Origin of the sequence: Lujinxingia sediminis (genome assembly GCF_004005565.1) — a bacterium.
Taxonomy (GTDB): Bacteria; Myxococcota_A; Bradymonadia; order Bradymonadales; family Bradymonadaceae; genus Lujinxingia; species Lujinxingia sediminis.
The window spans coordinates 102,060-125,875 of sequence record NZ_SADD01000014.1; the positions used below are offsets into that span (position 1 = coordinate 102,060).

Here is a 23,816-nt window from a genome sequence, read left to right on the forward strand (position 1 = left end):
GCCTGCCCGTCAGGCTCACCCCTCCGAGGCCTCCGGGTGCAGCGCGACCCCGAACTTCATCGCCAGAGCCTCATCGAGCTCCGGGTAGAAGAACTCAAAGCCGGCGTCGATAAGCCTGCGCGGCACGACCCGCTGGCTGGCCAGAGCGGTCTCGCGGGCGGCGTCGGCACCGAGGATTGTCTTGACCGTCGCGCCGGGCACCGGCACCAGCTTCATGCCGCCGAGTACCCGCGCCATCGTCGCCATCACCTCGGCGTTGGTCTGTGCCCGCGGTGCCACAAGATTGACCGGCCCCTCCAGCGTGCGCCCTCGCGTGTCGTTCATCAGAAAGAGGATCGCGCCGAGCACATCATCCAGGTCGATCCAGCTCATGAACTGCGTGCCGCTTGCGATGCGCGAGGCACCCCCTAGCTTCTGCGCGCGTCGAAGCTCGGCAAAGGCACCGTGGCGAGGGTCGAGCACCTGCCCGATGCGCAGATGCACCACCCGGAGCCCGGCGCTCCGGGCCGCCTCGGTGGCCTCTTCCCAACGCTGGCAAACCCCGGCCAGAAACCCCTCGCCGGCCTCCGAATCTTCGTCGAGCGCCTCTTCCCCCCGATCGCCATAAAAGCCGATGGCGCTCGCGCTCAAAAAGACCTTCGGGGGCTCGCTGAGACCGGCCAGAGCCCGGGCCAGCGCCGTGGTGCCCCTGACCCGGCTCTCTTCAATTCGCCGGCGCTTCGCTGTCGACCATCGCTCGCCCAGCACCGGCTCCCCGGCCAGGTGCACCACCGCGTCAAGACCTTCGAGTTTGTCCTGCTCCACCTCGCCAGTCTCCACCGACCAGGCGATCTCATCGGGGTTCATCGCGCGCCGGCGCACGAGCTTATACACCTCATGGCCGCCGGTGCTCAAAAAGGCCACCAGCGCGCGCCCGAGGGTGCCGGAGCTTCCGCTCACAGCCACGCGCAGCGGTGTCGGTGAGAGCGCCTGATGCCGCCGAAGATCATCGCCGGTGCGCCGATGGCGAAACGCAAACATCGACTCCACCAGGGCGTCGGCGAATCCGCCGCCAAAAAAGTTCCCCAACGCCCCCATCGGCAGCGCGTAGTCGACCTCATCGATCAAAAGGCTCTGCTCCGGCCCCAGCGCCTCAAAACGATGGGTGTGTCGCCAGTGTTTAAAGGGGCCGCGCACCTGTTCGTCCACGAACTGATGCCCCTCGATATGATCGCGGTGGTGGGCTTCCCAGATCACACCCACCGGGCCCTGCTGAATGCGCATCACCAGGCGCGCGCCATCGGCGATGCCGCCGCTTTGCTCCAGGACTTCAATCGACTCCCAGGGAGGCACCAGGCGCTCAAAGGCCCCGGGGCGCGCGTGCCAGTTGTAGAGCTGCAGTGAGCTGACCGGATAGCCGGTGCGGCGACTGAATTCAGGCATCTTCGACCTCGGCGGCCCAGCGCTCAATGTAGCCATCGACCTTCATTTTGCGGCGAGTGCTGTCGGAGGTCATGTAGCGTATCTTGCCAAAGATCTCGCGCTCCGGGCCCCAGGCCCGGTCGTAGCGGCCGAGCACCCAGAAGATGCCGCTGTAGGAGTTCGGGTCGCGACCGTCGATGGCGTAGCGGTTGTTGAGCTCAATCATGATCGCCAGGGCTTCTTCCGGCGACGAGCTCCAATGCAGGATCTTTTTGCCCCAGAGCATGCGCAGGTAGTTGTGCATCACCCCGCGGTGGACGAGCTCCATCTGCGCGGCATTCCAGAGCGCATCATGGGTGTGGCCGGCGGCGAATTCCTCCAGCGAATAGAGGTGTTCACGCACGTCATCGCGATGTTCCGCCAGCGTCTGCTGCGCCCAGTCCGGCAGGCTCTCAAAGCGGTCGTAGCCCTCGGGATCGAACACGCAGAAGTTAAAGCCGACCTCCCGCCAGCTCAAAAGCTCGTCGAGAAAGCTCTCCGCGCCCGGGCTCATCCCCCAGAAACCGGCGCGTTTTGACGCGTGTTTGGGCTGCGTATCCGAAGGGCTCCACCCCTCCCGCTCGGTCACCGCCCGAAAGATCGCGTGGGGGCTGATGTGGCCAAAGTGCAGGTAGGGCGAAAGTCCGCTGGCCGCGCCGTCTTCGACGTCGTTGCGGTCGTCGGCGTAGCGGTCCAGCCGCCAGCCTAGAAACGTTTTGAGACGCTGCTGCGCGACCTTCCAGCCTCCGCGCAGCTCCTCGGAGGGGGCGATGGTGTGGTCGATGGGAAGCGCGGCCAACGCGTCATGATCGGCACGCAGCAACGCCGCATCGGCCCGGGGCCAGCGCGACTCCACCTCATCGCCCAGCCCTTCGAGCGTGGGCAACGTCACCCCCTCAAAGGGCGCCTCGCGGGGGAAGTTGTGGACCCAGGCGTTGAGGTTTTTGTGCAGGAATCGGCGAAAGTCGAAGGCGCGCGCAAACTTCTTATCGGGCAGGCGCATCGGCACCACCCCGTTGGAGTCGACGAGCTCCAGACGCACCGCGATCTTCCGGGCGGTGGCCCGATGCATCTCTGGCAGAAAAAAGGCGGGGTAGTCGTCACTGACGATCACAGCGGCGCGCCTGGCCAGCGCTTCGATCAGCCCTTTGCCCGGTGCGTCGTCGCGCTCCACAAAGGGGTAGTAGAGCACCGGCGCGTCGTTGAAAGCCTCGGCCTGGGCAGCCATACCTTCGAGCACAAAGGCGTGAAAACGGTCGCAGGCCCAGCGGTAGCCGTGGCGCAGCGCTTCGAGCACCACCAGGGGCTTATTCAGCGCCTCGGCCAGGGCCACCGCCCGATCCAGGGCGAAGTTCCAGTGGGGGCGGCGATGGGCCACCATCCAGTAGAGCACAAACTCGCCCTGCTCGCGCACAGGAGCGTCGTTGATCGCGCGGATGCGAATCGAAGGCGCGCCGGCGGCGTGCGCGTCAGTGTTGTGTGATGAGGACGGCGTCGACATGGTCACCTCAAAAGTCAATCGAAGTCGAAGCTACAAAAGCAAAGCCCCGCGATGCGGGGAGGTCGCGCCAAGTGTCGCCACCTGCACAAAAAAGCAAGTCGCCGCGACGAAGAGAATTTGGCGCTGGCCATCGCCGGTGGTGTGCTCAGGTTCTGCCCCACACGTGCAGGCCGCCGACCAGGGCGCATCGCCCTGATCGGCGCGACCCCAGACGACTTTTTTTCTACAAGGAGCCCCCTGTGAGCGATCATGTCTATAAGGTCATCACCCTCGTTGGATCCTCGCCAGATGGCATCGAAGCCGCCGTGGATAACGCGCTGAAAAAAGCCGGGGAATCGGTGCGCAACATGCGCTGGTTTGAGGTCAAAGAGACCCGCGGCCACATCACCGATGGGTCGGTCGCCCATTACCAGGTCAGGGTCGATGTGGGCTTTACCCTCGACGGATCGAGCTGATTTTCGGTAGATCGGGGGCGGCGCAATCGCGCGCATTCACGACGTCCGCCGGCGGAGGGACCGATGTCCGAGAAGTACAGCAATCGTCATAAAAAACGCGTGGTGCAGGAGGGCGTGCGCGCCCTCAAAAACAAGCCCGGCTGGGACGTCGAGAACTTCGTCCCGGCCAGCGCCCGCGCGCAGGAGCGGCTGATGGAGCTCGATCAGCAATCACGCGACGAGAAGGTCTACGCTCAGGCCCAACGTTGTGAAGCCTGCGAGGGGTTGCGCGAGCGCAGCGGCGACACCACCGCTCTCTGCGAGACGCATCTGGCCGAGGCCATGGGCTTTTAGAGGCTCGCGCGTCAGCACATCGAAGGGGGATTTGTGTCGGGGGAGGAGGCGGTGGATGACGCATCACGAAGTCAGCTCAGCACATCGTCGCGCGCAGGGCTCTTCGCCCTGGTTGCTGCGCTCTGTGCATTGCCTCAGATTCTGACGGTCCTGGGTGTTCGAGGTGCTGCCGGGCGCGTCGATGAGGTGCTGGTCGAGGTCAATGAGCTCCATGCGTCGCGATCCGGTCCAGCTTTCCTTCGACTTCATGAGTGGATGCTGGAGTTAAGCGTCTACTCCGCGTTGGAGTGGACGGTCGTCTGTCTGACCCTGGCGACCGCCGTGATGGCCGCCACGCGCGTGCGCTCCCAGCCCGACGCAGTCGCGGCCATGATCACGGCCGTGGCGCTCTGGGCCAGTGGTATTACGGGGGTGCACCTGCTGGTGTTGTACGGGTTTTTGGGGCAGGTGGTCAGCCCGGCGGAGTTTATGTTCTACAACGCGGCGATCTCGCAGACCGGGACGGCGGTGATCTTCGTACTGGCGAGCCTCGGGGCGATCTCCATGCGTAGGCACCACGCTTCGATGTCTCGGCGTCTGCGATGCGCCTTGCTCGTTGCAGCAGGTCTGGTGCTGGCAGCGCTGGCCTTTGCGTGCGTCTGGCTTAGCGCCGCCTCGACCAGGCTTCCCCTGGAGCTTTCCCCGGGCCGGCTGCTCTCGCGTCCGATGGATCTTCCCGCGCTCCTGCTCTTTGCGCTCTTGCTCCTGGTGGTCTTTCCCTGGATGGACCGGGTCTACCGCAGCGTGTTTTCCTTTGCGCTCTGGCTCAGCGCGCTACCCTTCTTCGCAAGCCAGCTCTATGCGGCGCTGGCCTCCGAGGCGCTCTTTGACCCGGGTTTTCTGGCCTCCCAGCTCACCCGTGCCGGCGGGTTTGCGATCATCTTTCTGGGCATGGTCTGCCATTACAATCAGCTCTGCGCCGAGGAGGTCGTCTTACGCGGCCAGGTCAGCGATCGCGATATACGCACCCGGACGCTCATCACCAACGCAGCCGAGGCCATCATCGTCTTCGACGCCACGATGGCGATCAAAGAGTGGAACCCGCGCGCCGAAGAGCTTTTTGGCATCGCTCGCAAACATGCTCTGGGGCGCCCGCTCCTGGAATGCATGACCATCGACTCCTCCTCGTTTGATCTTCGCGCATACCTGCGTCGCCTCTTTGCGGATCCCCATGGCGAGGCTTCGTTTCAGGTGCATCCGGCCAGGGTGCGCGACTCGCGGGGGGAGGAGTGGATTCCGATCGAATACACGATCGTGGTGGTACCCTCGCAGCCCGGGCCCATCTTTCTCGCGCTGATCCGAGACGTCTCCGAGATCACCGCCATGCGCGAGCGCATCGCCCAGGTCGATCGCCTGGCGGCTGTGGGCACGCTGGCCGCCGGCGTGGCCCACGAGATCAACAACCCGCTGGCCTACATTACCAGCAATATCGTGTTTGCCCTGGAGGCGCTTGAAGAGCTTCCGGAGCTTCTCGCCCTGCCCGCGGCCGAGCGGGCCAACGGGGCCGGTGAGCGCATCGCCGAGCATCTCGATGAGCTGCAACGTTCGCTGGAAGCGGCGCAATCCGGCAGCGAGCGCGTCGCTCATATCGTACGCGATATGCTCTCCCTCTCGCATCGTACCGAGCCGGCCGAAGCCGAGGTCATCAACCCCATGGAGGCCGTTGAGGCCGCCATGCGGCTGACCCGCGCGCAACTCAACCACCGGGTCACGTTGAGCACCGACCTCAAGCCGACGCCTGCAGTGGTGGCGGATCCGGCGCGCCTGACTCAGATCGTGGTCAACCTGCTGATCAACGCCCTGCACGCCGTCGAGGAGCTTGCCGAGGAGCGTCGGGCCATCACGCTGCGCCTTTTTTCCCGAAAGCAACAGGTCATCATTGAAATCGAGGACCAGGGCCACGGGGTGCCCGAGGAGTTGCGCGAGCGTATCTTTGATCCTTTTTTCACGACCAAAAACGTCGGGGAGGGAACCGGCCTGGGGCTCTCACTCTCGCGCTCGATCGCCCACGAACTCAAAGGGCAACTGCGCCTGTGCCCCTCTCGCCAGGGCGCGCGCTTTCAACTCAGCCTGCCCGTTCATACCGGCGCCGAGCGTCGTGAAGAGTCGCCACCGGCCTGAACTCAATGGCGAGCGAGGCCGGTGTTTCGGAAGGCTCAGCCGCCCTGGGTGCCCAGCTCGATGAGCTCGACTTTATATCCGTCCGGATCTTCGACAAACGCGATCACGGTGGTCCCATGCTTCATCGGGCCGGGCTCGCGCACGACGTTGCCGCCGGCGGCTTTGATGGCGTCGCAGGTTTTGTAGATGTCGTCGACGCCGAGCGCGATATGCCCGTAGGCATCGCCCAGGTCATAGCTGTCGCGATCCCAGTTGTAGGTCAGCTCCAGCGCCGGATGCGTTGACTCGGGGCCGTAGCCCAGGAAGGCCAGCGTGAATTTCCCTTCCGGGAAGTCCTTCTGGCGCAAGAGCGTCATGCCCAGAACGTCGGTGTAAAACGCAATGGAGCGCTCCAGGTTTCCGACGCGCAGCATGGTGTGCAGAATTCGCATAGTCATCTCCGTGGCTTCAATAAAGGTGGCTCTCAGGACTCGCTCCAACCCCGTCTCAGGGGGGGCGAGCGCGGCGCGAAATCTAAGCCCGACTGAGCGCTGCGACAAGCCCCCAGACATATCGCGAGAACTCGGTGCGCTGCGCGCGAAGGTTGCGCCCTGAGGGGCTCATCCGTTAGGCTGCGGCGCAGAAGCGCCGCCTTTTAAGCTGTTTTGTGGATTCAATTTTCCCCAAGGAACACCCTTTATGGACGCACCTAATATCGCGATCTTCGCCGACTTTGAGAACGTCGTCATCGGCGCCAAAGACGCGAAGTACGACGACTTCGACATCCACCTCGTGCTCCAGCGCCTGCTCGATAAAGGCAACATCGTTGTCAAAAAAGCCTACGCCGACTGGGACCGCTACAAGTCCTCCAAAAAGCCGATGCACGAGTCGGCCTTTGAGCTCATTGAGATTCCTCACGTCAGCTACTCGGGTAAAAACTCCGCAGATATTCGCATGGTCGTCGACGCCCTGGACCTCTGCTACACCAAGGCCCACGTCGACCTCTTCGTCATCATCAGCGGGGACTCCGACTTCTCGCCGCTGGTCAGTAAGTTGCGGGAAAATAACAAGAAAGTGATCGGTGTTGGGGTCAAAAACTCCTCCTCCGATCTGCTCATCGAGAACTGCGATGAGTACATCTTCTACGATGATCTGGTGCGCGATAAGCGCAAGTCCAAAAAGGCCGAGAAGAGCAAGGGCCGCGACCGCCAGAGCTCCCGGCCTCGCAGCAGCAGCAGCAGCTCCAACGGCGCGACCAGCCCGTCGAGCCCCCCCGAGAGCGCCCCGAAGAGCGCCCCGGCCACCCAGCATACCAAGGCCGATGAGGTCGGCTCCAAAGAAGAGGCGCTGGACCTGGTGCTCGACACCACCGAGTCGCTCTTCCGCGAACGCGATGAGAATGTCTGGGGCTCGATGGTCAAGCAGACCATCAAGCGCAAAAAGCCCCACTTCTCCGAGACCTTCTACGGCTACCGCAACTTCAGCGACCTTTTGGAAGACGCCGAAAAACGCGGTCTGCTGGAGCTGAAGAAAGACGAAAAATCCGGCGGCTACATCATCCTGGGTTTTGGCCCTCAGGCCTGATTTTTGCGCGAGCTACGACCATGCAAGCCTACCTCGACTTGATGGCCCACGTGCTTGAGCACGGGGTGGTGCGCGACGATCGCACCGGCACCGGCACCCGGGGCATCTTCGGCCACCAGATGCGCTTCGATCTCTCGGAGGGCTTTCCGGCGGTGACCACCAAGAAGCTGCACTTCCGCTCGATCATTCATGAGCTCTTGTGGTTTCTGCGCGGCGACGCCAACATCGCGTACCTCAAAGAGCATAAGGTGCGCATCTGGGATGAATGGGCCGACGAAGAGGGTAACCTCGGGCCGGTATACGGGGTGCAGTGGCGCTCCTGGCCCACCCCCGACGGGGGGCATATCGACCAGATCGCCCGCGTGATTGAGCAGCTGCGCACCAGGCCCCATTCGCGCCGTCATATCGTGAGCGCGTGGAACGTGGCCGACGTCGAGTCGATGGCGCTGCCGCCCTGCCACACGCTCTTCCAGTTCTATGTGAGCCAGGGGCGTTTGAGCTGCCAGCTCTACCAGCGCAGCGCCGACATCTTTCTGGGGCTTCCCTTTAACATCGCCTCCTATGCGCTGTTGACCTCGATGGTGGCACAGGTCGTGGGGCTTCAACCCGGCGACTTTGTGCACACCCTGGGCGACGCGCACCTCTATCTCAACCATATCGAGCAGGCGCAGCTGCAGCTGAGCCGGGAGCCGATGGAGCTTCCCACCCTCTGGCTCAACCCGGAGATCACGGAGATCGACCGGTTCACCTTCGACGATATTCGCATCGAGGGGTACGCGTCCCATCCCAAGATCAGCGCCCCGATTGCGGTCTGAGCCATGGATATTGTGCTTATCGCCGCGCTCGATGAGGGAATGGCCATCGGAGGTCAGAACGATCTTCTCTGGCGGCTGCCCGATGATTTTGCGCATTTCAAAAAGCGCACGCTGGGCCGCCCGGTGATCATGGGTCGAAAGACCTTTGAATCACTGGGAGCTCCGCTGCCCGGCCGCCCCAATCTGGTGCTCACCCGTAACACCGATTACCAGTCGGAGGGCGCCGAGATCTTCGCTCATCTCGACGACGCGCTCGCTGCTGCCCGCGATGATCACCAGGCCGAAGAGGCGATGATTGGCGGTGGTGCCACCCTCTATGAGGCGACGCTACCCATGGCCGATCGCCTGATCCTCACGGTGGTGCATGGCCGTCATCAGGGCGATACGTTCTTCCCCGACTTCGATAGCGATCAGTGGGTGGTGGATTCGTTGGAGCATCACCCGCAGGATGCGCGCCACGCGCTCAGCTTCACGATCGTGGAACTTGTGCCCGCCGGCGATGCTCCGCCGCGGCGAAGCGTGCGCAGAGTAGAAGCGCCGGGAGCAACGCTCCCGGCGATCTTGCAACAGCTCAGCCCTTAAATCACGACATCGTGATCAGAAGGGGGGATTTTCGGTGGTCGGGTCGCGGTCGTCCATCACATCATCCCAGATCTCTTCAAAGAAGTTGCGATCCTCGTGGGTGATGTCGGCGCGGACTTCCCCGTCGCGGTTATCCTCGGTGACGACGTTGACGTAGAAGTCGTCGGCCTTCATCCGAAGGCTCTCTTCGGTGCTCAGGGTGGCGGTGTACCAGAAGCGCACGCTGTTATCGTCGATCATCTCGTAGTCGAGGTTGAAGAGCAGCGGGCCGGTGTTTTCATCATCGTCGGTGTCGTGGAGGTTGACCGCGCCGCCGTTGATCTCGACCGGAGCGCTGGAGAGGTCATCGACCACACCGCTGATAACCAGCGTGTTGTCACGGCGCAAAATGGCCCACATCCAGCCTTCGGCGTCGCTGTCCACGTTATGGGGCTCGGCCTCAGGCGTGAGCATCATGCCCCAGGAGTCGTCAATGCCCGAGACGTCGGGCGCAGACTCGTTGAGCTGAGCACGCAGCTCCCCATCGGGGTACGCCACGCTGTGCACTGTGAGGTAGTAGCGGCCCGCACGGAACGCCTGAAGCTGGTCCGCATTCAGATCGATCGCTTCGGAGAAGTTGCCGCCGCGATCGTCGTCGTCGACCTCCACATCGAAGGTAAAGAGGCTGCGGCCGATCTCATCATCGGTATCTTCACGAAGATGCACCGCGCCGCCGCCGAACGAGCGCAGGTCGGCGACCAGGTTATCAAAGTCGCCTTCAATGCGCAGAGTGTCGTCATCATCGAGTGCAACGTCGATCTTCCCACGTCCGGTGGAGGCGACCGATGGTTCCATGAAGTCGCCGGCCAGCGCGCTGGAGTAGCTCAGCGTGACATCATCGGTGGGATCGAGCTCGGTGCCGCAGCCCCACTGCAGGGTCGCCGCCGCGCCGATGAGGGAGATGCTGATCCATCGCATCGTTCTCATAGTACTGCTCCTTGGTTGGTACGGCCTGCGTCGGTGCTCGGTCCTCTTCGGAGGTCCTGCGCCCTGTGGCAGCCGATGATCAACGCTGGCTCGCCAGGAGGAGTCCATCCAGCCGACGAGGGGAAGCGTTGAGGTGCGAATAGTGTGAATTTCGACATTGATTGGACATGGTCAATGCCACGAGAAGTGAAGGAGCGGCCACCGCCGAGGTGCCAGGCGAAGTTGTTGCGCCTTATCAGGTGCACCGATACACTGCGGCGAGCCTGGCGTGGAAATGCGCTGCGCCCGTTTTGATTGAATGAACGCGCCCGGCCTTGGCGGGCGCACTCTTTGCGATGAGTGCGTTATGAGCACAACGATCACCGCCCGCACCGCCGATCTTCGCGCGGTGTTTGAGTCTCTGGAGCTCTTCCAGACCCTGAGCGCTTCCGAGGTCAGCGAGGTGGTGGGGGCTTGCACCGCCGAGGCTCTGGAGGCTCACACGCTGCTCTTTGAGCAGGGGGATGAGTCGGACGCGCTCTACATCGTGCGCAGCGGCACTCTGGAGGTCTCCGCGGTCAGCCCCCTGGGTGAGAAGGTCGTGCTGGCCACGCTGGGCCAGGGCACGGTGGTGGGGGAGATGAGCCTGATTGAGGGCGGTCCTCGCTCGGCCACCGTCAGCGTGGTTGATGAGGTGGAAGTTCTCAAGCTCTCGCGTGCCTCGTTTGAGGCCATGCGCCGCGCCGGCAGCAAGGCCGCCTATAAGATCATCCTGGGACTGGCACGCACCGTCGGGGAGCGACGTCGCCGGACGGACGAGCGCGTTGAAGAGGTGTTTCTGGACCCGGACGACCATATCGACGCCTTTGAGAGTCAACTTCACGATATGCTCGGTCGCCTCCGTAAGGCCTGAGCTTTTGACGCCGGACTCATCTATGCAGACTGACCGTCACCGCCTGGCCCGCGAAGCGCTGCGCGCGCGACCCTTTTTCGATACGCTGAGCGACGAGGAGTTCGAACGCCTGATCGACGCCTGCGATCTGCGCACCCTCGCTCCGCGCGAGGTGCTCTGGGCGGTGGGGCGCCAGGGGCAGTCCTGTTACGTGCTCATCTCCGGGCGTCTGGAGCAGTCGCTGACCCGTCAGCCGGCAGGGCGCAAGGTCACGCAGATCGACCGGCCCGGCACCTTTATGGCGCTCTCCTATCTGGTCAAACCCTGGCGCCACCACAGCTCGACCATTGCCCTGGAGCGCAGCGTGGTGCTCAAGCTGGACCGCGAGCGTTTTGAAGCCATGTTTGAGGCCGGCGACGCCGTGGCGTTTCGCCTGGTCGATGAGCTGGCCGAGGCGCTGGTGCAGGAGATGCGCGACGCCAATGAGCGTCTCCACGAGGTCTTTGGCAACCCGGCCGAGACCTTGCGCCTGCTTCGCAGGCGCACCCGTAACGCCTGAAACTCTTTTACATTCATACGCTTAAGCGAATGTGTTGGTGAGCTGGAGGTACGCATGAAGATCGGTGTGATCGGAGGTGGTTCCTGGGGAACAGCGCTCGCAAGGCTGCTGGCCGACCAGGGCCATCAGGTGTTGATGTGGGTCCATGAGCCGACCCTGGTCGAGGCGATAAACGGCACGCGCCAGAATAACGTCTACCTCGATGGCATTGATTTGCCCGAGAATCTGGTCGCGACCAACGACATGGAAGAGGCGGTCCGCGGCAAAGAGATGATCGTCTCGGTGCCGCCCAGCCACGTGCTGCGCGAGGTGATGACTCAGGCCGCTCCCTTTTTGTCCGACGGGGTGCCCATTGTGAGCGCCACCAAAGGCATCGAGAATGATTCTCTGATGCTGGTCAGCGAGATCCTCGAAGACGTACTCGCCCCGCGCTTTCACCCCTTCTTATGCTACCTCTCCGGCCCGAGCTTTGCCCGGGAGGTCGCCACCTGCAAACCCACCGCGGTGACCATCGCCAGCTACAACCATCGTCTGGCGGTGAAGGTGCAGCAGGTCTTCAGCAACGGCTATTTTCGGGCCTACACCTCCAACGACGTGGTGGGTGTGGAGATCGGCGGGGCGCTCAAGAACGTCATCGCCATCGCTTCGGGAGCGGTCAGCGGCATGGAGCTGGGCTTGAACGCCTCGGCCGGTATGATCACCCGCGGGCTCAACGAGATCACGCGCCTGGGTGTGCGCATGGGGGCCAACCCCCTCACGCTGACCGGTCTGGCCGGTATGGGCGACCTGGTGCTGACGTGCACCGGCGGCTTGAGCCGTAACCGCACCGTCGGATTTAAGCTGGGCCAGGGCATGACCATCGACGCCATCTTGAGCGAGATGAACATGGTCGCCGAGGGCATCAAGACCTCGCGCAGCGTGCATAATCTTGCGCAAAAGATCGGTGTGGAGATGCCCATCAGCGAACAGGTCTACCAGGTGATCTACGAGGGCAAAGACACCCGCCAGGCCGTCACCGACCTGATGTCGCGTCCGCTTAAGGCGGAGCTCGGTGGCTGGATGTGACGCGGGGGTAAGTGGTTGATTTTAATGAAAAAACGGACGCCCGGAGGCGTCCGTTTTTTGTTGCGCGGAGTCTCACTGGCCTCGTCGAGGAGGCCAGGGCACTCAGGCTCAGACCGTGGAGCCGTGCAGCTCTTCGAGCCCCGGGGTGCCGGGAGGGTTGGGCAAAAAGCGCAGCTTCGGGTTCTGCTGGCTGCAGTAATTCAGCGCCCAGTCGTTGCGGAAGAGCACGATGGGCAGATCATCGCGATCGTGGAGCACCTTGGTGTAGTCCTGGCGGTTGAAGGCGGCTTCATCGAAGGGCTCGCCATCGACCCAGCGGGCGTGTTTGAAGTTGAGCTGACGCAGGTTGACCTTGACCTTGTATTCGTTCTCCAGGCGATGCTGGAGCACCTCAAACTGCAGGATACCGACCGCACCGACGACCGCGTCGAGGTCGCCCAGGTGGGGCTGGCGGAAGACCTGAATGGTGCCCTCCTCCGAGAGCTGGTCGAGGCCCTTGGTGAGCTGCTTGCGCTTGAGCGCCTCTTTGATCTCGACGACCGCAAAATGCTCGGGGCTAAATCGGGGGATCTCGGTTTCTTCGACCGGCTCGCCGGTGAAGAGGGTGTCGCCGATGCGGTAGTTGCCCGGGTCGTAGAGGCCGATGATATCGCCGGCAAACGCTCGCCCGGCGACCTCCCGATCGGAGGCCATGAAGGTCTGGGGGTAGGCCAGCTTGACCTGGCGGTTGTCGCGCTTGATGGTCGCCTGCATGTCTTTTTCAAACACGCCGGAGGTGATGCGCATAAAGGCCAGGCGGTCGCGGTGGGCCGGGTTCATGTTGGCCTGGATCTTAAAGACGAAGCCCGAGAACTCCGGGCGCGTCGGGTTGACCGCCGCGCGGTCTTTGGCCTCGGCCGGCGAGGGTGCCATCTCGACGAAGGCTTTGAGGAAGGGGCCCACTCCGAAGTTGGTCATCGCCGAGCCGAAGAACATCGGGGTGAGTTCACCGGCGCGCACGCGCTCCAGATCGAAGGGGTCGCCGGCGATGTCCAGGAGCTCGATATCGTCGAGGAGCTTGAGGTAGCGGTCGGTCCCCAGGAGCTGTTCGGCTCTGGGGTCATGGAGATCGACGGTGACCTCCTCGACGATCGACTCCCCGTGGGATCCCTGGGAGTCGAAGACGATGATCTTTTCATTGAGTCGGTCGTAAACGCCCTTAAACTCCTTACCATCACCGATGGGCCAGTTGATGGGGCAGGAGCGGATGCCGAGGATATCTTCGATCTCCTCCATCAGCTCCAGCGGCGGGCGGCCGTAGCGGTCCATCTTGTTCACGAAGGTGAAGATGGGGAGTTTGCGCATCGCGCAGACCTTGAAGAGCTTGATGGTCTGCGGCTCGACGCCTTTAGCGACATCCATAAGCATCACGGCGCTGTCTGCGGCCGCGAGCGTGCGGTAGGTGTCTTCGGAGAAGTCAGCGTGGCCGGGGGTGTCGAGCAGATTGATGGCGTAGTCGCCATAGGGGAACTGCAAGACCGAGGAGGTGATGGAGATGCCGCGCTGCTGCTCCATCTCCATCCAGTCGCTCACCGCGTGTTTGGCGGCGCGTCGGCTTTTGACACTGCCTGCCAGGTGGATGGCACCGCCGTAAAGCAGGAGCTTCTCGGTCATGGTGGTCTTACCGGCGTCGGGGTGCGAGATGATCGCGAAGGTGCGCCGGCGTTGGACCTCCTCGGCGATTTTTTTAGGGGAGAGGTCGGTGCTCATAGGAGGATCGCTTTTCTGGAAGAGACGTCGAGGTGGGGCCAAATTTTCAGGGCCCCGGGCGCGCGCAGAATAATGCGCGGGGGCAAGGCTTACAAGCGCGGCAGCGCGCAGGGGGGAATCCGTGAGGCAGCGAGCGCATCAGGGGCAGGAGTGGGAGGCGTGGATCGTGATGGTCATAGGCGTGTGTCTGGGGCTGTGGGCGCTGAGTTTAAGCGGCTGTGAGGCCAGCAGCGATCCTCAACCTCAGAACGACACCGACGAGGGGGGCCCGCGGGATGTGGCCGGGGAGTTCTGCGAGCTTTTTGATGCGATGGGGCTCTATGAGGTGGGCATGCGCACGTTGCGCATCGATGAGAACCACCTGATGGAGGTTTATTATCCGGCGATCGATGACAGCCCGATGCAGAGGGTCGCCGTCGATGTACGCGAGCAGATGCCGGACGACCTGCAGGCGGTGTTGACCGACCCGGGGTGGCGCTGGATGCTGGAGGCGCGCCATGATGCTTACAACCATCGCGACGGCGGGTTCGGGGTGGTGCTTTTTGCGCACGGGCCTGGGGGCTTTGCCGGGCAGTCGGCCGATATCCTGGTGCAGATGGCCAGCCACGGGCTTGTGGTCGCTGCGCCTCAGATCAGCGAGTGGGGGTTGGGCGAGGTTCTGGCCTCGGGAGCGCCGGGCGGCGATCGGGCGTTGGAGGTGATGCGCGCGGCGCGCGAGACTCTGGAGGCGGATGCAGGGCTGGGGCGCGTGATCAACGAGAATCAGGTGGTGGTCGTGGGGCACTCGGCCGGGGCGCGCGCCGCCTCGGCGATGCTTGATGATGAGGGGGTGCGCGGGGCGGTATTCTGGAATGCGTCGGCGGCAGTCGCACAGGCGCAGAAACAGGTCATGTGGATCGCTGGAGACGCCGATCTTCTGGCCACACCGGAGCGGGTTCGCGCGCGGCGCGAGGCCAGCGCGAGTCAGGGGGCGTTGGTGGAGCTTGAGGGGATGGGACATCTGAGCAGCACCCGGGTCTGTGAGCTTCTCGGGGGACCGCACGCCATGGTGGCGCGCCTTGTGGATGAAGGCGTTGATGTGCCCCCGATTGTGGCGCTCACCCTGGTGCGCTCCTGCGAGGAGACGACGCTGGAGGCGTCGCGCGCCCGGGAGGTGATCGCACATTATACCACCGCGCACGCTCTGCGCGCGCTCGGGAGGGAGGTGGCGACCGAGGCGTTGGGGCCGGAATCCGTGGCTTGTTTTGGAGATCTGCGCCTCAGTGTGGAAGGGGAGTAAGGCGAAGATCGCGTTAGGTGCCATGGCCCTTGTGGTGCGCGACTTATCGGATGCGCAGCTCGTCGGTGCGGTCCGGATCGGCGTCAGCGGCGCTGAGCAGGCCGATCTTCACCAGCACCTGGTCGACCTGCTGCGGGCGTATATAGGCCATGATGCCAAAGGTCAGGGCGCAGACCATGGCGAGCAGGTGCATCTCGGTGGTGCCCTCGGAGACGGTCCAGCCCTGGAGGCGGGCGTTGAAGGCACCGAGTACAAAGCCAATGAGACCGCCGGCCAGGGTGGCGCAGAGCGAGTAGATCACGCGTTGCTTGGCGTCGGCCGGGATCGAGTTCATGCCGAAGGAGGGGAGCTTGAAGGTGCGTCCGCCGATCTGAACGCGGCGCGCGGCCTTTTTTCCAGTGGCAGCTTGCTGCTGCGCCCGGGCAGCCTGGAAGGCCGCTGCCGGGATAAAGCCGGTAGTGTTCAGATGTGCAGCGTTATGCTGTCCGGTAGCCGGTCCCTGGTGTTGCGACACGGCGTGATGCTGGCCTGTGAAGCCCTGCTGGAGCTGTGCGGCGTGATGTTGTCCGGTAGCGGGCCCCTGCTGGAGCTGTGCGGCGTGATGCTGGCCTGTGAAGCCCTGCTGGAGCTGTGCGGCGTTATGCTGCCCGGTGGCCGGTCCCTGGTGTTGCGACACGGCGTGATGCTGGCCTGTGAAGCCCTGCTGGAGCTGTGCGGCGTGATGTTGTCCGGTAGCGGGCCCCTGGTGTTGCGACACGGCGTGATGCTGGCCTGTGAAGCCCTGCTGGAGCTGTGCGGCGTGATGTTGTCCGGTAGCGGGCCCCTGGTGTTGCGACACGGCGTGATGCTGGCCTGTGAAGCCCTGTTGGAGCTGTGCGGCGTGATGTTGTCCGGTAGCCGGTCCCTGCTGGAGATGTGCGGCGTGATGTTGTCCGGTAGCCGGTCCCTGCTGGAGATGCGCGGCGTGATGCCGACCTGTTCCCGGGTTTTGCTGTGGCACGGCGTGGTGCCGGCCTGTGCCAGCATGGTGCTGTTGTGGCGCTACGGCGTGATGTCGGCCTGTTCCCGGGCTTTGCTGCGGCACGGCGTGGTGCCGGCCTGTAAGGCTCTGCGCTGGCACCGTGGCTCCCGGCGGGAAGGTCTCCTCGGGGTCATGCTGCGCGAGGTTGGGCCCATGGCCGGGAGGCGGGGTGGGGTCCTCGGCGTGGATCATGACCGTAGACAGGCGGTCGTGGTTGGCCTGCGAGGGCAGGTCACCGGCGACATTCAGGCGCGGTTTCTGAGGGCCCGATGGGTCGGGCACGGAGGTGCGGTGCGAGCCGTCGTCCGAAGACATAGCAGGTGCTCCAGTGCAGGGAAGGGGCCAGCTGTAGGCACAACTCCTACCTTAGCGTGCCGGAGCCGCACTCACAAATCGAGCGAGCGCGTCGATGTCGACGATAAGAAGGGGGGGATTCAATGGTCGCAGCAGGCACCTTCGGCGCGCATCAAACGCTGGTTTGCCACGTGCGTGCCGACCAGAATGCCCGAGCCGAGCATGGTGAGGCCCGTTTCGGCAAACTCGAAGTGAAAGAGATCGTGCATCACGTCGTGCATAAACGCGTGCATAAAGCCGGTGGTCATCAGGATCGCGACGCCGGCGACGGCACCGACCACGATGCGAAGATCGCGGTGGACCTTAAAGCCCGGCCAGAATGCCAGCAGCGCCACGCCCAGAAGTAGTACCACCAGCACCTGATGGACGATCTCGTCGGCCAGAAATCCCAGGGCGGCAAGCGAGCCGACCAGCGCCGGTGTCAACGCGCAGTGAATGATGCAGGCCACCGAGCCGATGATCCCCAGGCGATCCCAGATGGCCGTCGGCGTCGCGTGATGCGCGTGCAGAGAGGCGGAGGCGTCGGCGTCGAGTTGTGCGCTTGCGGGGCCAGGTTTCACGGGGGTGCTCCAGACATGGTGTGTCGGCCGATCGAAGCGGCCTACGACAGGTGTGCGGCTTAGCGCAACTGATATGCATTTGTCAAACCAGCGACGTTTCTCAAACAGTGCCGGTAGAGGATCATTCCCGGATGATTGGAACTTCGGGCTGGGAGCGCATCATTCATCGGGAGTCCGCTTCGACACCCGGCAGGGACACGCGGAAGGTCGTGCCCTGGTCGGGTTGTGATTCGACGGTGAGGCTGCCTTCAAAAGACTCCACGATCTGGCGGCAGAGTGAGAGCCCCAGTCCGCTGCCCTCGCCAGGGGGTTTGGTGGTGAAGAAGGGCTCGAAGATCGATTCTTGAAGCTCAGGGGGGATGCCCGGGCCGTTGTCGGTGATTTCGATGACGACCCGCTCGTCGATCTCGAGAAGATGCACATCGATGCGGTTTTCGTGGCGTGGGCGGGGGCTCAGGGCGTGGGCGGCGTTGGTGAGCAGGTTGATAAAGACCTGGGTCAGCCGCGGCTCGTCGGCGAGTACCGGGGAGGTTTTGGCCAGGGTCTGATGGAGCGAGGCGCTGCGCTGGATGAGTTGGCGGGTCATGCGCAGGGCGACCTCCAGGGCGTCGGCCACGTCGACCTGATGGCGAGGTTGCTGCTGAAAGCCCGAGAGGAGGCGAAGATCATCGACGATGCGACGGATGCGCTCGGCGCCCTGGCGAGCGGCATCAAGGCTTTGGTGGCGCTCCTCGTCGTCTTCGGCCTCCTGGATAAGATCGAGGTTGGCGATGAGGTAGGTCAGCGGGTTGTTGATTTCATGGCCGACGCCGGCGGCCATGGTGCCGATGGTGATCATGCGGTCCATCTGTGTCATGCGCAGCTGCATCTGCTTTTGAGCGGAGAGATCCCGGGCGAAGAGTGTGAAGATCGGGGCTTCTTGCTGGCCGCTGGCTGCAAGCGAGAGCTCAACATGCACCTCCGTTCCGTCTTGATGCAGCAGGACAATCTCGAAGGGGCCACCCAGCGCATAGCTGTGGATGTTGGGTGAGGTGCGGTCGGTGACCAGGCGCTCCAGCTGGTCGGTGAAGTAGGGGCGGTGGGCCCGGGGGACGAGCAGGGTGGTGATGTTGCGTCCGATGATGTCGTCTTCCCGCCAGCCAAAGAGCAGCGTGGCCGCAGGATTCCACAGCTCGATGATACCGTCGTTGGTAAAGGCGATGATGGCTTCGGCGGCGCCTTCAAACATGGTGCGGATGCGCACCTCGCGTTCGCTGATGGTGCGCAAAAGATGGTGTTCCTGGCTGGTGGAGCGGATGTAGTCGAAGATAAGACCTCCGAAGATCACCGCCGAGGAGAGCGCGTTTAAGCCGTAGGCAGCGTTGAATGCGGCGTCGAAGAGCCAGGTGGAGCCGAAGATCAGGTAGGCCTGGGCGGCGAGCAAGGGAAGGGTGCTCAACCAGAGGGCCAACGAGAAGTGGCTTCGGTAGCGGCGATGAATGCGAGGGAAGATCACAAAGGCACTGAGCGCAAAGATCACCAGGGCTGGCAGGTCCCAGGGGCGGATGAGGATGGCTTCAGGCCGGGTGGTTTGAGGAAGGTCAAGGGTGGAGGCCAGTCCGAGCAGGGAGAGCGCCAGGGCACCAAAGAGGCCGAAGACGCCGAACATAAAGCCCGGGCGCAGCAGGGCGAGCTGGCGTTGGGGCCATAAGAGCAGCACGCCGGCGCCCAGGATGAGCAGGGCGTTGAGGTGGCGGGTGATCGTCCAGGTAAAAGGGATGTAGTTCTCCATGTCGCGCGCAGTATAGATCGCGCCGTCGACGGTAAGCGCCTGGATGACGGCGACAAAGCCCGACCAGAAGAGGGTGATGCTGATCACCGAGGTCAGCGCGGAGCGACGCACCATAAAGCGGGACAGACTTAAGGTGGCCGAGCTTATGGCGAGGATGCCCCCGAGCATCAGGAGGGTGCTGTGGGTAAAAGCTCCGCGCAGCGTGCTGGTGGAGGCGGCGGTCGAGGGGAGGTGCAGGTTTAAGTTCACTCCCAGCGCAATGGCCACCGCCGGAAGCACGCAGATCAGGGTGATCAGGGCGAAGATCGCGGCGGTTCGCCCCGAAGGTGTGGTGCGCTGCGCGATGGGTGGGTAGGGTTGAACCGTCACATCGAGCTCCCCTTTTTAGGCGAAACGCGAGGCGCACTGACGGGGAGGGACAGGCGCGTTACGATAGCGCCTGGTCGATGGATGCAGCCCCTCCCTGCATCAAAGTTAGGCACCCGGCTTCGATATCCTACGCTGGCCGGGGTGCGAGGCGTTGAGAGAAGTCATGAAGTTGAGCACCTACCATCAGCAAAGCCGCGATACCTGGCATAGCCTTGTGCTGGTGATGCCGCTCTTTGTGCTCTACCAGATCGGGGTGATGTGGACCGGCGGGGTGCGAAACGGCGTCGACTTTATGACCGACATGCTCTGGTGGGCGGTGGGCGGCGAGTTGACCTACTATCTTGGCGTGCATGTGGGGGTGTTGGCGCTGATGGTGATCGCGGCGTTGATGCTGCGAAACAAAGAGCGGTTGCGGCTGCGGGTGTGGCCGGCGGTGGTGGCGGAGAGCGCGGTGTATGCGTTTTTCTTCGGCGCGGCGATCGTGGCGATTATGGACGCGCTGGGGTTGAGCGCGCTCTTAAGCGTGGGGTTGAGCGTGGGCGGGGAGGCCTCGGTGCTCGATAACCTGGTGCTCAGCGCGGGGGCGGGGCTCTATGAGGAGCTTGTGTTTCGGCTGGGGCTGATGGGGGCGATGCTCTGGCTGGGCCACCGGGTGGTGGGCTGGCCCCGGTGGTGGGCTGCGCTGTGGGCTGTGGTGCTCTCCAGCCTGATCTTCAGCGCGGTGCATCATATGGGGCCGCTTGGCGAGGCCTTTGAGCTGGGGGTGTTTGTATTTCGGGCGATCGCCGGGGTGTTGCTGGCGCTCATCTTCTATTTGCGCGGCTTTGCAGTCGCGGTGTACACCCATGCCCTCTATGACGTGCTGGTGCTGGTGATCCTCGCATCAGGCGGGTGAGCGCCCGGCCCAGCTGCGATGCCCGGAGTCCTTTGTTATGATGCTCAACGCCGCAGAGCTGCTGGTGGTCGTCGCGATCATCTTTGTGATCGTGGGCCTGCAGAAGTTGCCGCAGATCAGCGCGGCGGCCGCGCGCCTTCGGTTGAGCTTCCAGAAGGGGCTGGCCGAGGATGTGATCGATGTGAGCTCGCCCTCCGGTGAGCTCGACCACGAAAAGTCCTCCGGCGAGTCGACGGAGCCGACGCAGACGAGAGAGTCATGATGATGGTGGCCGAGGTGGTATCGAGCTTTACGTGGACGCCGTTGACCTTTTATGCGGCTGCGGCGCTGGTTCAGCTCATTGTGATCTTGCTGAGCTTTCGCTTCACCCAGCTCAACCCGGATTATAACACCTTTGCCGGAGCGCTGGTGGTTGCGGTGCCGGTCAATGTGCTGGCGTACTTCACGCGCGATTTTGGGGTGACCGGGGTGCTCATTGTGGGGGCCACGCTCTTCGGCCTGCTGGTGGGGATCGCCCGTGGCGATGTGTTTCGTACTGCGGTGGCCTGGATGCTGTGTCTGGCGACGTACTGGGGGATGGCCAGCTATGTGGTCCCGAAGGCCGACGGCTTGAGCCTGGAGCAGGTCGGCGGGATGCCCAGGGTGCTGGTGCAGGGGGGGCTTGAGGCTGAGCCTTTCACTGAGAGTGATGTCGACAACCTCTCCAAAGGTAAGAGCGACTGAGGGCTGTGCCCGGCTTTGTGTGTGGGGATGCTTGTGCCAACGGGCGCGCCGAAGCGGCGCGCCCGTTGGCGTTTTAAAGATACATGATCCGGGTCAAGGCGGTGTGCCTCAGCGCTGGTGCTGGGCGATGGTGGCGTCGACGTCTTTTTTGAGGGTGTCGAAGTCGACGTGCTCATCAAAGATCACGATCAGAAAGTGATGCAGGCCATGGCGGGTGATGTAGACGCACTCGCTGGCGTCGGCGCTGATCGTGCTGAGATCAGTGAGAGCGGTGGCTTCATTGGCGCCGGCGATCATGGAGCGGGCCTGGCCGCGGGTGGCCAGGGGGTTTCCCTTCTCGTCGATGAGCACGAGTGCTTTGACGCGGTCGTGGCGAAGCAGGGCATCGAGGATCTGAGGAGCGGGTGTGGTCACAGGGGGACTCCAGTGTGGCGTTAGCGGTGGGTGCGGGCCGGGGTACGCTCGGAGTGGCCAAGGGGCATGCTGGACTGAGCGCGGATGGGGTGGCCGATGGCATGGGTCGCACCCTCCAGCTGCAGGTAGTGCTCGGCGATGGGGCCGAGCATCGCCGCATTGTCGGTGCACAGAGAGGGGGGCGCGACAAAAAGCTCAAGGCCTCTGGCCTGACAGGCTTCTGCGGCGCGCTGACGAAGTCTGCTATTGCAGGCCACCCCGCCGGAGAGCACCAGGCGTTTAAGCGTGTGGGTCTCACAGGCGTTGAGGGCCTTGAAGAGAAGTACGTCGACGACAGCTTCCTGGAAGGAGGCGCAGAGGTCGTTGAGCGCCTGGCCTTCGGGAATGCCGTGGGCGTCGATATGCTGCGCAACGGCGGTCTTTAAGCCGGAGAAGGAGAAGTCGAAGTTTTTGCGCGTCCACATCGGTCGCGGAAATTCGATGGCATCGGGGCAGCCGTCTTTTGCAAGGCGGTCGATGGCCACGCCGCCCGGATAGGGCTGACCGAGCATACGCGCGACCTTATCAAAGGCCTCGCCGGCCGCGTCATCGCGGGTGCGGCCTAAGAGCTCGTAGTCGCCCAGACCGTGCACAATGTAGAGGTCGGTGTGCCCCCCGCTGACGATCAGTCCCAGGTAGGGGAAGGTGGGGTTTGCGACCTGGTCGCCTTCGAGAAGCACGGCGGTGAGGTGACCTTCGAGGTGGTTGAGTCCCACCACCGGTTTGTCGAGCGCGAAGGCCAGGGCGCGGGCGGTCTCAATGCCCACAAGCAGGCTTCCGACAAGGCCGGGGCCGCAGGTCACGCCAAACCCCTCAACCTGATCGAGGGTAAGGTTGGCCTCTTCCAGCGCCTCGTTGAGAACCTGGTGGATGTCGCGGATGTGGTTGCGGCTGGCCAACTCCGGGACCACCCCGCCGTAGCGGCGGTGGATGGGAATCTGGCTGGCGACGGCGTTGGCCAGGATCTGGCGGCCGTCCTTAATGAGCGCGACGGAGGTTTCGTCGCAGCTCGATTCGATGGTCATGACAAGCATGGTGTTGCCTGTGGTGCAGAAGAGGTGGCTTAGAACTGGGTCTGAAGAATGCGGCGGACCTCGTCGGCGCTCTGGCCGTCGGGTTGAATCTCCAGAAACTTCTCGTAGGCGCCTTTGGCCTGATCGCGGCGCCCGGCGAGCTGGTAGGCGGTGGCCAACTCCAGGTAGAAGGCGCCGGTGCGCATGCCCAGCCGCTCGGCGCGGGTGAGATGCTCGACGGCCTCGGCGTTGTTGCCATCGTAAAGGGCAGCCTGACCGTGGAGGAAGGCGACCTGGCGATTGTTGGGCGCGCGCTTGCTCAAGTCGCGGGCCAGGGGAAGCGCTTCATCGATTCGCTCGCGCTGGACCATGGTGCGCAGGCGCTGGATGTCTTCGTTGACCGAGGTTTCACGGTCGGGGGCCGGAGTGGTGGCAGCGGCGCGAAGTTCTTGATCTTCGGGGGCCGGGGTGGTTTCGACGGGCGCGGTTTCTTCGGCGTCGGCTTCCCGGGCAGCAGCAGCTTCGGCAGCGGCGGCTTCTTCGGCAGCCTGATCTTCGGGGGAGGGTGCAGCCGCGTCGCTTGCGGAGCGTTCGCTGGCGAGTTCCACGGCGGCGGCTTCGGCCGACATACCTTCGTGGCGAGCGCGGGCCAGGGCCTGATCGAGGTCAAGACCGGTGGGTTCCTCATCTTCAGCGACCTCCTCGCCGACATGAGGCTCAGCCGCTTCGACCGCAGGCTCCTCCGCTTCAGGTTCGGGCTCCTCGGCGCTGGCCACCTCTTCCGGGATTGCGTCGGCCGGTTCCGGACTCGACGACATCTGCATCGCTACAAGCGTGATCGCGACAAGCGCCATGATCGCCGCAGCGATCACCCACACCTTCCAGCTCTTCGACTCCCCGGCGAGCTCCTCGCCGAGGTCGTCGTACTCATGAAGGCTTTCGCCCTTCTGGAAGAACGAGGCCTCCGAGAGCGCGCCGTCCAGCTGAACCCGGGGGCGCGCATCCGCGGTGGGGGCGGCGCCGGTGAGGGTAGAGACGGACTCGTTCTCGAGCTCGTTCTCGTTCTCGTTCTCGTTCTCGTTCTCGTTCTCGTTCTCGTTCTCGGGCTCGTTCTCGTTCTCGGGCTCGTTCTCGTTCTCGGGCTCGTTCTCGTTCTCGGGCTCGTTCTCGTTCTCGTTCTCGGACTCGTTCTCGGGCTCGTTCTCGGGCTCGGACTCGTTCTCGTTCTCGTTCTCGTTCTCGTTCTCGTTCTCGTTCTCGTTCTCGTTCTCGTTCTCGTTCTCGTTCTCGTTCTCGTGCTCGTTCTCGTTCTCGTGCTC

At 63.6% G+C, this 23,816-nt stretch carries 24 protein-coding genes; 13 read left to right on the top strand and 11 right to left on the bottom strand.

Annotated elements, in window-relative coordinates; all coding sequences use genetic code 11:
* Positions 1-15: 15 nt before the first annotated feature.
* Positions 16-1,422: a TIGR01777 family oxidoreductase gene (locus EA187_RS17770; RefSeq protein ID WP_127781123.1), complete on the bottom strand. Its 1,407-nt coding sequence runs from the start codon at positions 1,420-1,422 to the stop codon at positions 16-18.
* A complete protein-coding gene (locus EA187_RS17775; RefSeq protein WP_127781124.1) occupies positions 1,415-2,941 on the bottom strand; it encodes a cryptochrome/DNA photolyase family protein in 1,527 nt (508 codons plus the stop codon). The genes EA187_RS17770 and EA187_RS17775 overlap by 8 nt, the downstream gene beginning before the upstream one ends.
* Before the next feature lie 239 nt (positions 2,942-3,180).
* Here EA187_RS17775 and EA187_RS20860 point away from each other — a divergent pair, with 239 nt between their 5' ends.
* From EA187_RS20860 to EA187_RS17790, 3 genes are all read left to right on the top strand, one after another.
* Entirely contained in the window at positions 3,181-3,396 is a 216-nt protein-coding gene (locus tag EA187_RS20860; protein WP_115607403.1) for a dodecin, read from the top strand.
* Positions 3,397-3,459: 63 nt separating this feature from the next.
* Positions 3,460-3,729 (top strand): hypothetical protein, encoded by a 270-nt coding sequence (locus EA187_RS17785; protein ID WP_127781125.1) that lies wholly within the window; start codon positions 3,460-3,462, stop codon positions 3,727-3,729.
* Positions 3,730-3,780: 51 nt separating this feature from the next.
* The gene (locus EA187_RS17790; protein ID WP_127781126.1) at positions 3,781-5,889 is read left to right on the top strand and encodes a two-component system sensor histidine kinase NtrB; all 2,109 of its coding nucleotides are present in this window, start codon (positions 3,781-3,783) and stop codon (positions 5,887-5,889) included.
* A 35-nt stretch (positions 5,890-5,924) separates the two neighbouring features.
* Here EA187_RS17790 and gloA read toward each other — a convergent pair whose 3' ends face one another.
* Positions 5,925-6,320: a lactoylglutathione lyase gene (gloA, locus tag EA187_RS17795; protein WP_115607398.1), complete on the bottom strand. Its 396-nt coding sequence runs from the start codon at positions 6,318-6,320 to the stop codon at positions 5,925-5,927.
* Between the two features lie 247 nt (positions 6,321-6,567).
* On the opposite strand from gloA, the gene EA187_RS17800 reads away from it, so the two are divergent.
* The 3 genes from EA187_RS17800 to EA187_RS17810 are packed head-to-tail and all read left to right on the top strand — an operon-like array spanning position 6,568 to position 8,849.
* A complete protein-coding gene (locus tag EA187_RS17800) occupies positions 6,568-7,452 on the top strand; it encodes an NYN domain-containing protein (protein ID WP_115607396.1) in 885 nt (294 codons plus the stop codon).
* Positions 7,453-7,472: 20 nt separating this feature from the next.
* Positions 7,473-8,267, top strand: a complete 795-nt coding sequence (locus tag EA187_RS17805) for a thymidylate synthase (RefSeq protein ID WP_115607395.1) — start codon at positions 7,473-7,475, stop codon at positions 8,265-8,267.
* 3 nt (positions 8,268-8,270) lie between these two features.
* On the top strand, positions 8,271-8,849 hold the full coding sequence (locus EA187_RS17810) for a dihydrofolate reductase (protein WP_127781127.1): 579 nt from the start codon (positions 8,271-8,273) through the stop codon (positions 8,847-8,849).
* Between the two features lie 15 nt (positions 8,850-8,864).
* On the opposite strand, the gene EA187_RS17815 is transcribed toward EA187_RS17810, so the two are convergent.
* Complete coding sequence (locus tag EA187_RS17815; RefSeq protein ID WP_164856379.1) at positions 8,865-9,815, bottom strand: CHRD domain-containing protein; 951 nt, start codon at positions 9,813-9,815, stop codon at positions 8,865-8,867.
* A 346-nt stretch (positions 9,816-10,161) separates the two neighbouring features.
* On the opposite strand from EA187_RS17815, the gene EA187_RS17820 reads away from it, so the two are divergent.
* The 3 genes from EA187_RS17820 to EA187_RS17830 are packed head-to-tail and all read left to right on the top strand — an operon-like array spanning position 10,162 to position 12,310.
* Positions 10,162-10,707, top strand: a complete 546-nt coding sequence (locus EA187_RS17820; protein ID WP_164856380.1) for a cyclic nucleotide-binding domain-containing protein — start codon at positions 10,162-10,164, stop codon at positions 10,705-10,707.
* Between the two features lie 22 nt (positions 10,708-10,729).
* Positions 10,730-11,245, top strand: a complete 516-nt coding sequence (locus tag EA187_RS17825; RefSeq protein ID WP_164856381.1) for a Crp/Fnr family transcriptional regulator — start codon at positions 10,730-10,732, stop codon at positions 11,243-11,245.
* A 54-nt stretch (positions 11,246-11,299) separates the two neighbouring features.
* Positions 11,300-12,310: an NAD(P)H-dependent glycerol-3-phosphate dehydrogenase gene (locus EA187_RS17830; RefSeq protein WP_127781130.1), complete on the top strand. Its 1,011-nt coding sequence runs from the start codon at positions 11,300-11,302 to the stop codon at positions 12,308-12,310.
* Between the two features lie 108 nt (positions 12,311-12,418).
* On the opposite strand, the gene EA187_RS17835 is transcribed toward EA187_RS17830, so the two are convergent.
* Positions 12,419-14,059, bottom strand: a complete 1,641-nt coding sequence (locus tag EA187_RS17835) for a peptide chain release factor 3 (protein ID WP_115607383.1) — start codon at positions 14,057-14,059, stop codon at positions 12,419-12,421.
* 121 nt (positions 14,060-14,180) lie between these two features.
* On the opposite strand from EA187_RS17835, the gene EA187_RS17840 reads away from it, so the two are divergent.
* The gene (locus EA187_RS17840; RefSeq protein WP_127781131.1) at positions 14,181-15,338 is read left to right on the top strand and encodes a hypothetical protein; all 1,158 of its coding nucleotides are present in this window, start codon (positions 14,181-14,183) and stop codon (positions 15,336-15,338) included.
* A 43-nt stretch (positions 15,339-15,381) separates the two neighbouring features.
* On the opposite strand, the gene EA187_RS17845 is transcribed toward EA187_RS17840, so the two are convergent.
* From EA187_RS17845 to EA187_RS17855, 3 genes are all read right to left on the bottom strand, one after another.
* Positions 15,382-16,674, bottom strand: a complete 1,293-nt coding sequence (locus EA187_RS17845) for a hypothetical protein (protein WP_127781132.1) — start codon at positions 16,672-16,674, stop codon at positions 15,382-15,384.
* A gap of 119 nt (positions 16,675-16,793) precedes the next feature.
* Positions 16,794-17,273: a MerC domain-containing protein gene (locus EA187_RS17850; RefSeq protein ID WP_164856382.1), complete on the bottom strand. Its 480-nt coding sequence runs from the start codon at positions 17,271-17,273 to the stop codon at positions 16,794-16,796.
* Between the two features lie 163 nt (positions 17,274-17,436).
* The gene (locus EA187_RS17855) at positions 17,437-19,413 is read right to left on the bottom strand and encodes a two-component system sensor histidine kinase NtrB (protein WP_127781134.1); all 1,977 of its coding nucleotides are present in this window, start codon (positions 19,411-19,413) and stop codon (positions 17,437-17,439) included.
* Positions 19,414-19,576: 163 nt separating this feature from the next.
* Between EA187_RS17855 and EA187_RS17860 the strand changes: the two genes are divergently transcribed.
* From EA187_RS17860 to EA187_RS17870, 3 genes are read left to right on the top strand one after another with little or no spacing between them, the layout of a single operon-like run.
* Positions 19,577-20,308 carry a CPBP family intramembrane glutamic endopeptidase gene (locus EA187_RS17860; RefSeq protein ID WP_115607374.1) on the top strand — a complete coding sequence of 244 codons (732 nt, stop codon included), beginning with the start codon at positions 19,577-19,579 and terminating at the stop codon, positions 20,306-20,308.
* Between the two features lie 37 nt (positions 20,309-20,345).
* Positions 20,346-20,570: a twin-arginine translocase TatA/TatE family subunit gene (locus tag EA187_RS17865; protein ID WP_115607372.1), complete on the top strand. Its 225-nt coding sequence runs from the start codon at positions 20,346-20,348 to the stop codon at positions 20,568-20,570.
* Positions 20,567-21,031: a hypothetical protein gene (locus EA187_RS17870; RefSeq protein ID WP_115607370.1), complete on the top strand. Its 465-nt coding sequence runs from the start codon at positions 20,567-20,569 to the stop codon at positions 21,029-21,031. The genes EA187_RS17865 and EA187_RS17870 overlap by 4 nt, the downstream gene beginning before the upstream one ends.
* Before the next feature lie 108 nt (positions 21,032-21,139).
* On the opposite strand, the gene EA187_RS17875 is transcribed toward EA187_RS17870, so the two are convergent.
* From EA187_RS17875 to EA187_RS17885, 3 genes are all read right to left on the bottom strand, one after another.
* Complete coding sequence (locus EA187_RS17875) at positions 21,140-21,445, bottom strand: hypothetical protein (protein ID WP_115607368.1); 306 nt, start codon at positions 21,443-21,445, stop codon at positions 21,140-21,142.
* Positions 21,446-21,465: 20 nt separating this feature from the next.
* Positions 21,466-22,518: a tRNA (adenosine(37)-N6)-threonylcarbamoyltransferase complex transferase subunit TsaD gene (tsaD, locus tag EA187_RS17880; RefSeq protein ID WP_127781135.1), complete on the bottom strand. Its 1,053-nt coding sequence runs from the start codon at positions 22,516-22,518 to the stop codon at positions 21,466-21,468.
* Between the two features lie 29 nt (positions 22,519-22,547).
* The coding region (locus EA187_RS17885; protein ID WP_206524415.1) for a tetratricopeptide repeat protein at positions 22,548-23,816 on the bottom strand (1,269 nt) is incomplete at its 5' end.

What these genes read in the sequence shown, in the direction of transcription:
- EA187_RS17860 (WP_115607374.1), top strand. Translation starts at nt 19,577, where the DNA reads ATGAAGTTGAGCACCTACCATCAGCAAAGCCGCGATACCTGGCATAGC.
- EA187_RS17805 (WP_115607395.1), top strand. Translation starts at nt 7,473, where the DNA reads ATGCAAGCCTACCTCGACTTGATGGCCCACGTGCTTGAGCACGGGGTG.
- EA187_RS17830 (WP_127781130.1), top strand. Translation starts at nt 11,300, where the DNA reads ATGAAGATCGGTGTGATCGGAGGTGGTTCCTGGGGAACAGCGCTCGCA.
- EA187_RS17820 (WP_164856380.1), top strand. Translation starts at nt 10,162, where the DNA reads ATGAGCACAACGATCACCGCCCGCACCGCCGATCTTCGCGCGGTGTTT.
- EA187_RS17770 (WP_127781123.1), bottom strand. Translation starts at nt 1,422, where the DNA reads ATGCCTGAATTCAGTCGCCGCACCGGCTATCCGGTCAGCTCACTGCAG.
- EA187_RS17815 (WP_164856379.1), bottom strand. Translation starts at nt 9,815, where the DNA reads ATGAGAACGATGCGATGGATCAGCATCTCCCTCATCGGCGCGGCGGCG.
- EA187_RS17825 (WP_164856381.1), top strand. Translation starts at nt 10,730, where the DNA reads ATGCAGACTGACCGTCACCGCCTGGCCCGCGAAGCGCTGCGCGCGCGA.
- tsaD (WP_127781135.1), bottom strand. Translation starts at nt 22,518, where the DNA reads ATGCTTGTCATGACCATCGAATCGAGCTGCGACGAAACCTCCGTCGCG.
- EA187_RS17870 (WP_115607370.1), top strand. Translation starts at nt 20,567, where the DNA reads ATGATGATGGTGGCCGAGGTGGTATCGAGCTTTACGTGGACGCCGTTG.
- gloA (WP_115607398.1), bottom strand. Translation starts at nt 6,320, where the DNA reads ATGCGAATTCTGCACACCATGCTGCGCGTCGGAAACCTGGAGCGCTCC.
- EA187_RS17785 (WP_127781125.1), top strand. Translation starts at nt 3,460, where the DNA reads ATGTCCGAGAAGTACAGCAATCGTCATAAAAAACGCGTGGTGCAGGAG.
- EA187_RS17865 (WP_115607372.1), top strand. Translation starts at nt 20,346, where the DNA reads ATGATGCTCAACGCCGCAGAGCTGCTGGTGGTCGTCGCGATCATCTTT.
- EA187_RS17810 (WP_127781127.1), top strand. Translation starts at nt 8,271, where the DNA reads ATGGATATTGTGCTTATCGCCGCGCTCGATGAGGGAATGGCCATCGGA.
- EA187_RS17775 (WP_127781124.1), bottom strand. Translation starts at nt 2,941, where the DNA reads ATGTCGACGCCGTCCTCATCACACAACACTGACGCGCACGCCGCCGGC.
- EA187_RS17835 (WP_115607383.1), bottom strand. Translation starts at nt 14,059, where the DNA reads ATGAGCACCGACCTCTCCCCTAAAAAAATCGCCGAGGAGGTCCAACGC.
- EA187_RS17800 (WP_115607396.1), top strand. Translation starts at nt 6,568, where the DNA reads ATGGACGCACCTAATATCGCGATCTTCGCCGACTTTGAGAACGTCGTC.
- EA187_RS17845 (WP_127781132.1), bottom strand. Translation starts at nt 16,674, where the DNA reads ATGTCTTCGGACGACGGCTCGCACCGCACCTCCGTGCCCGACCCATCG.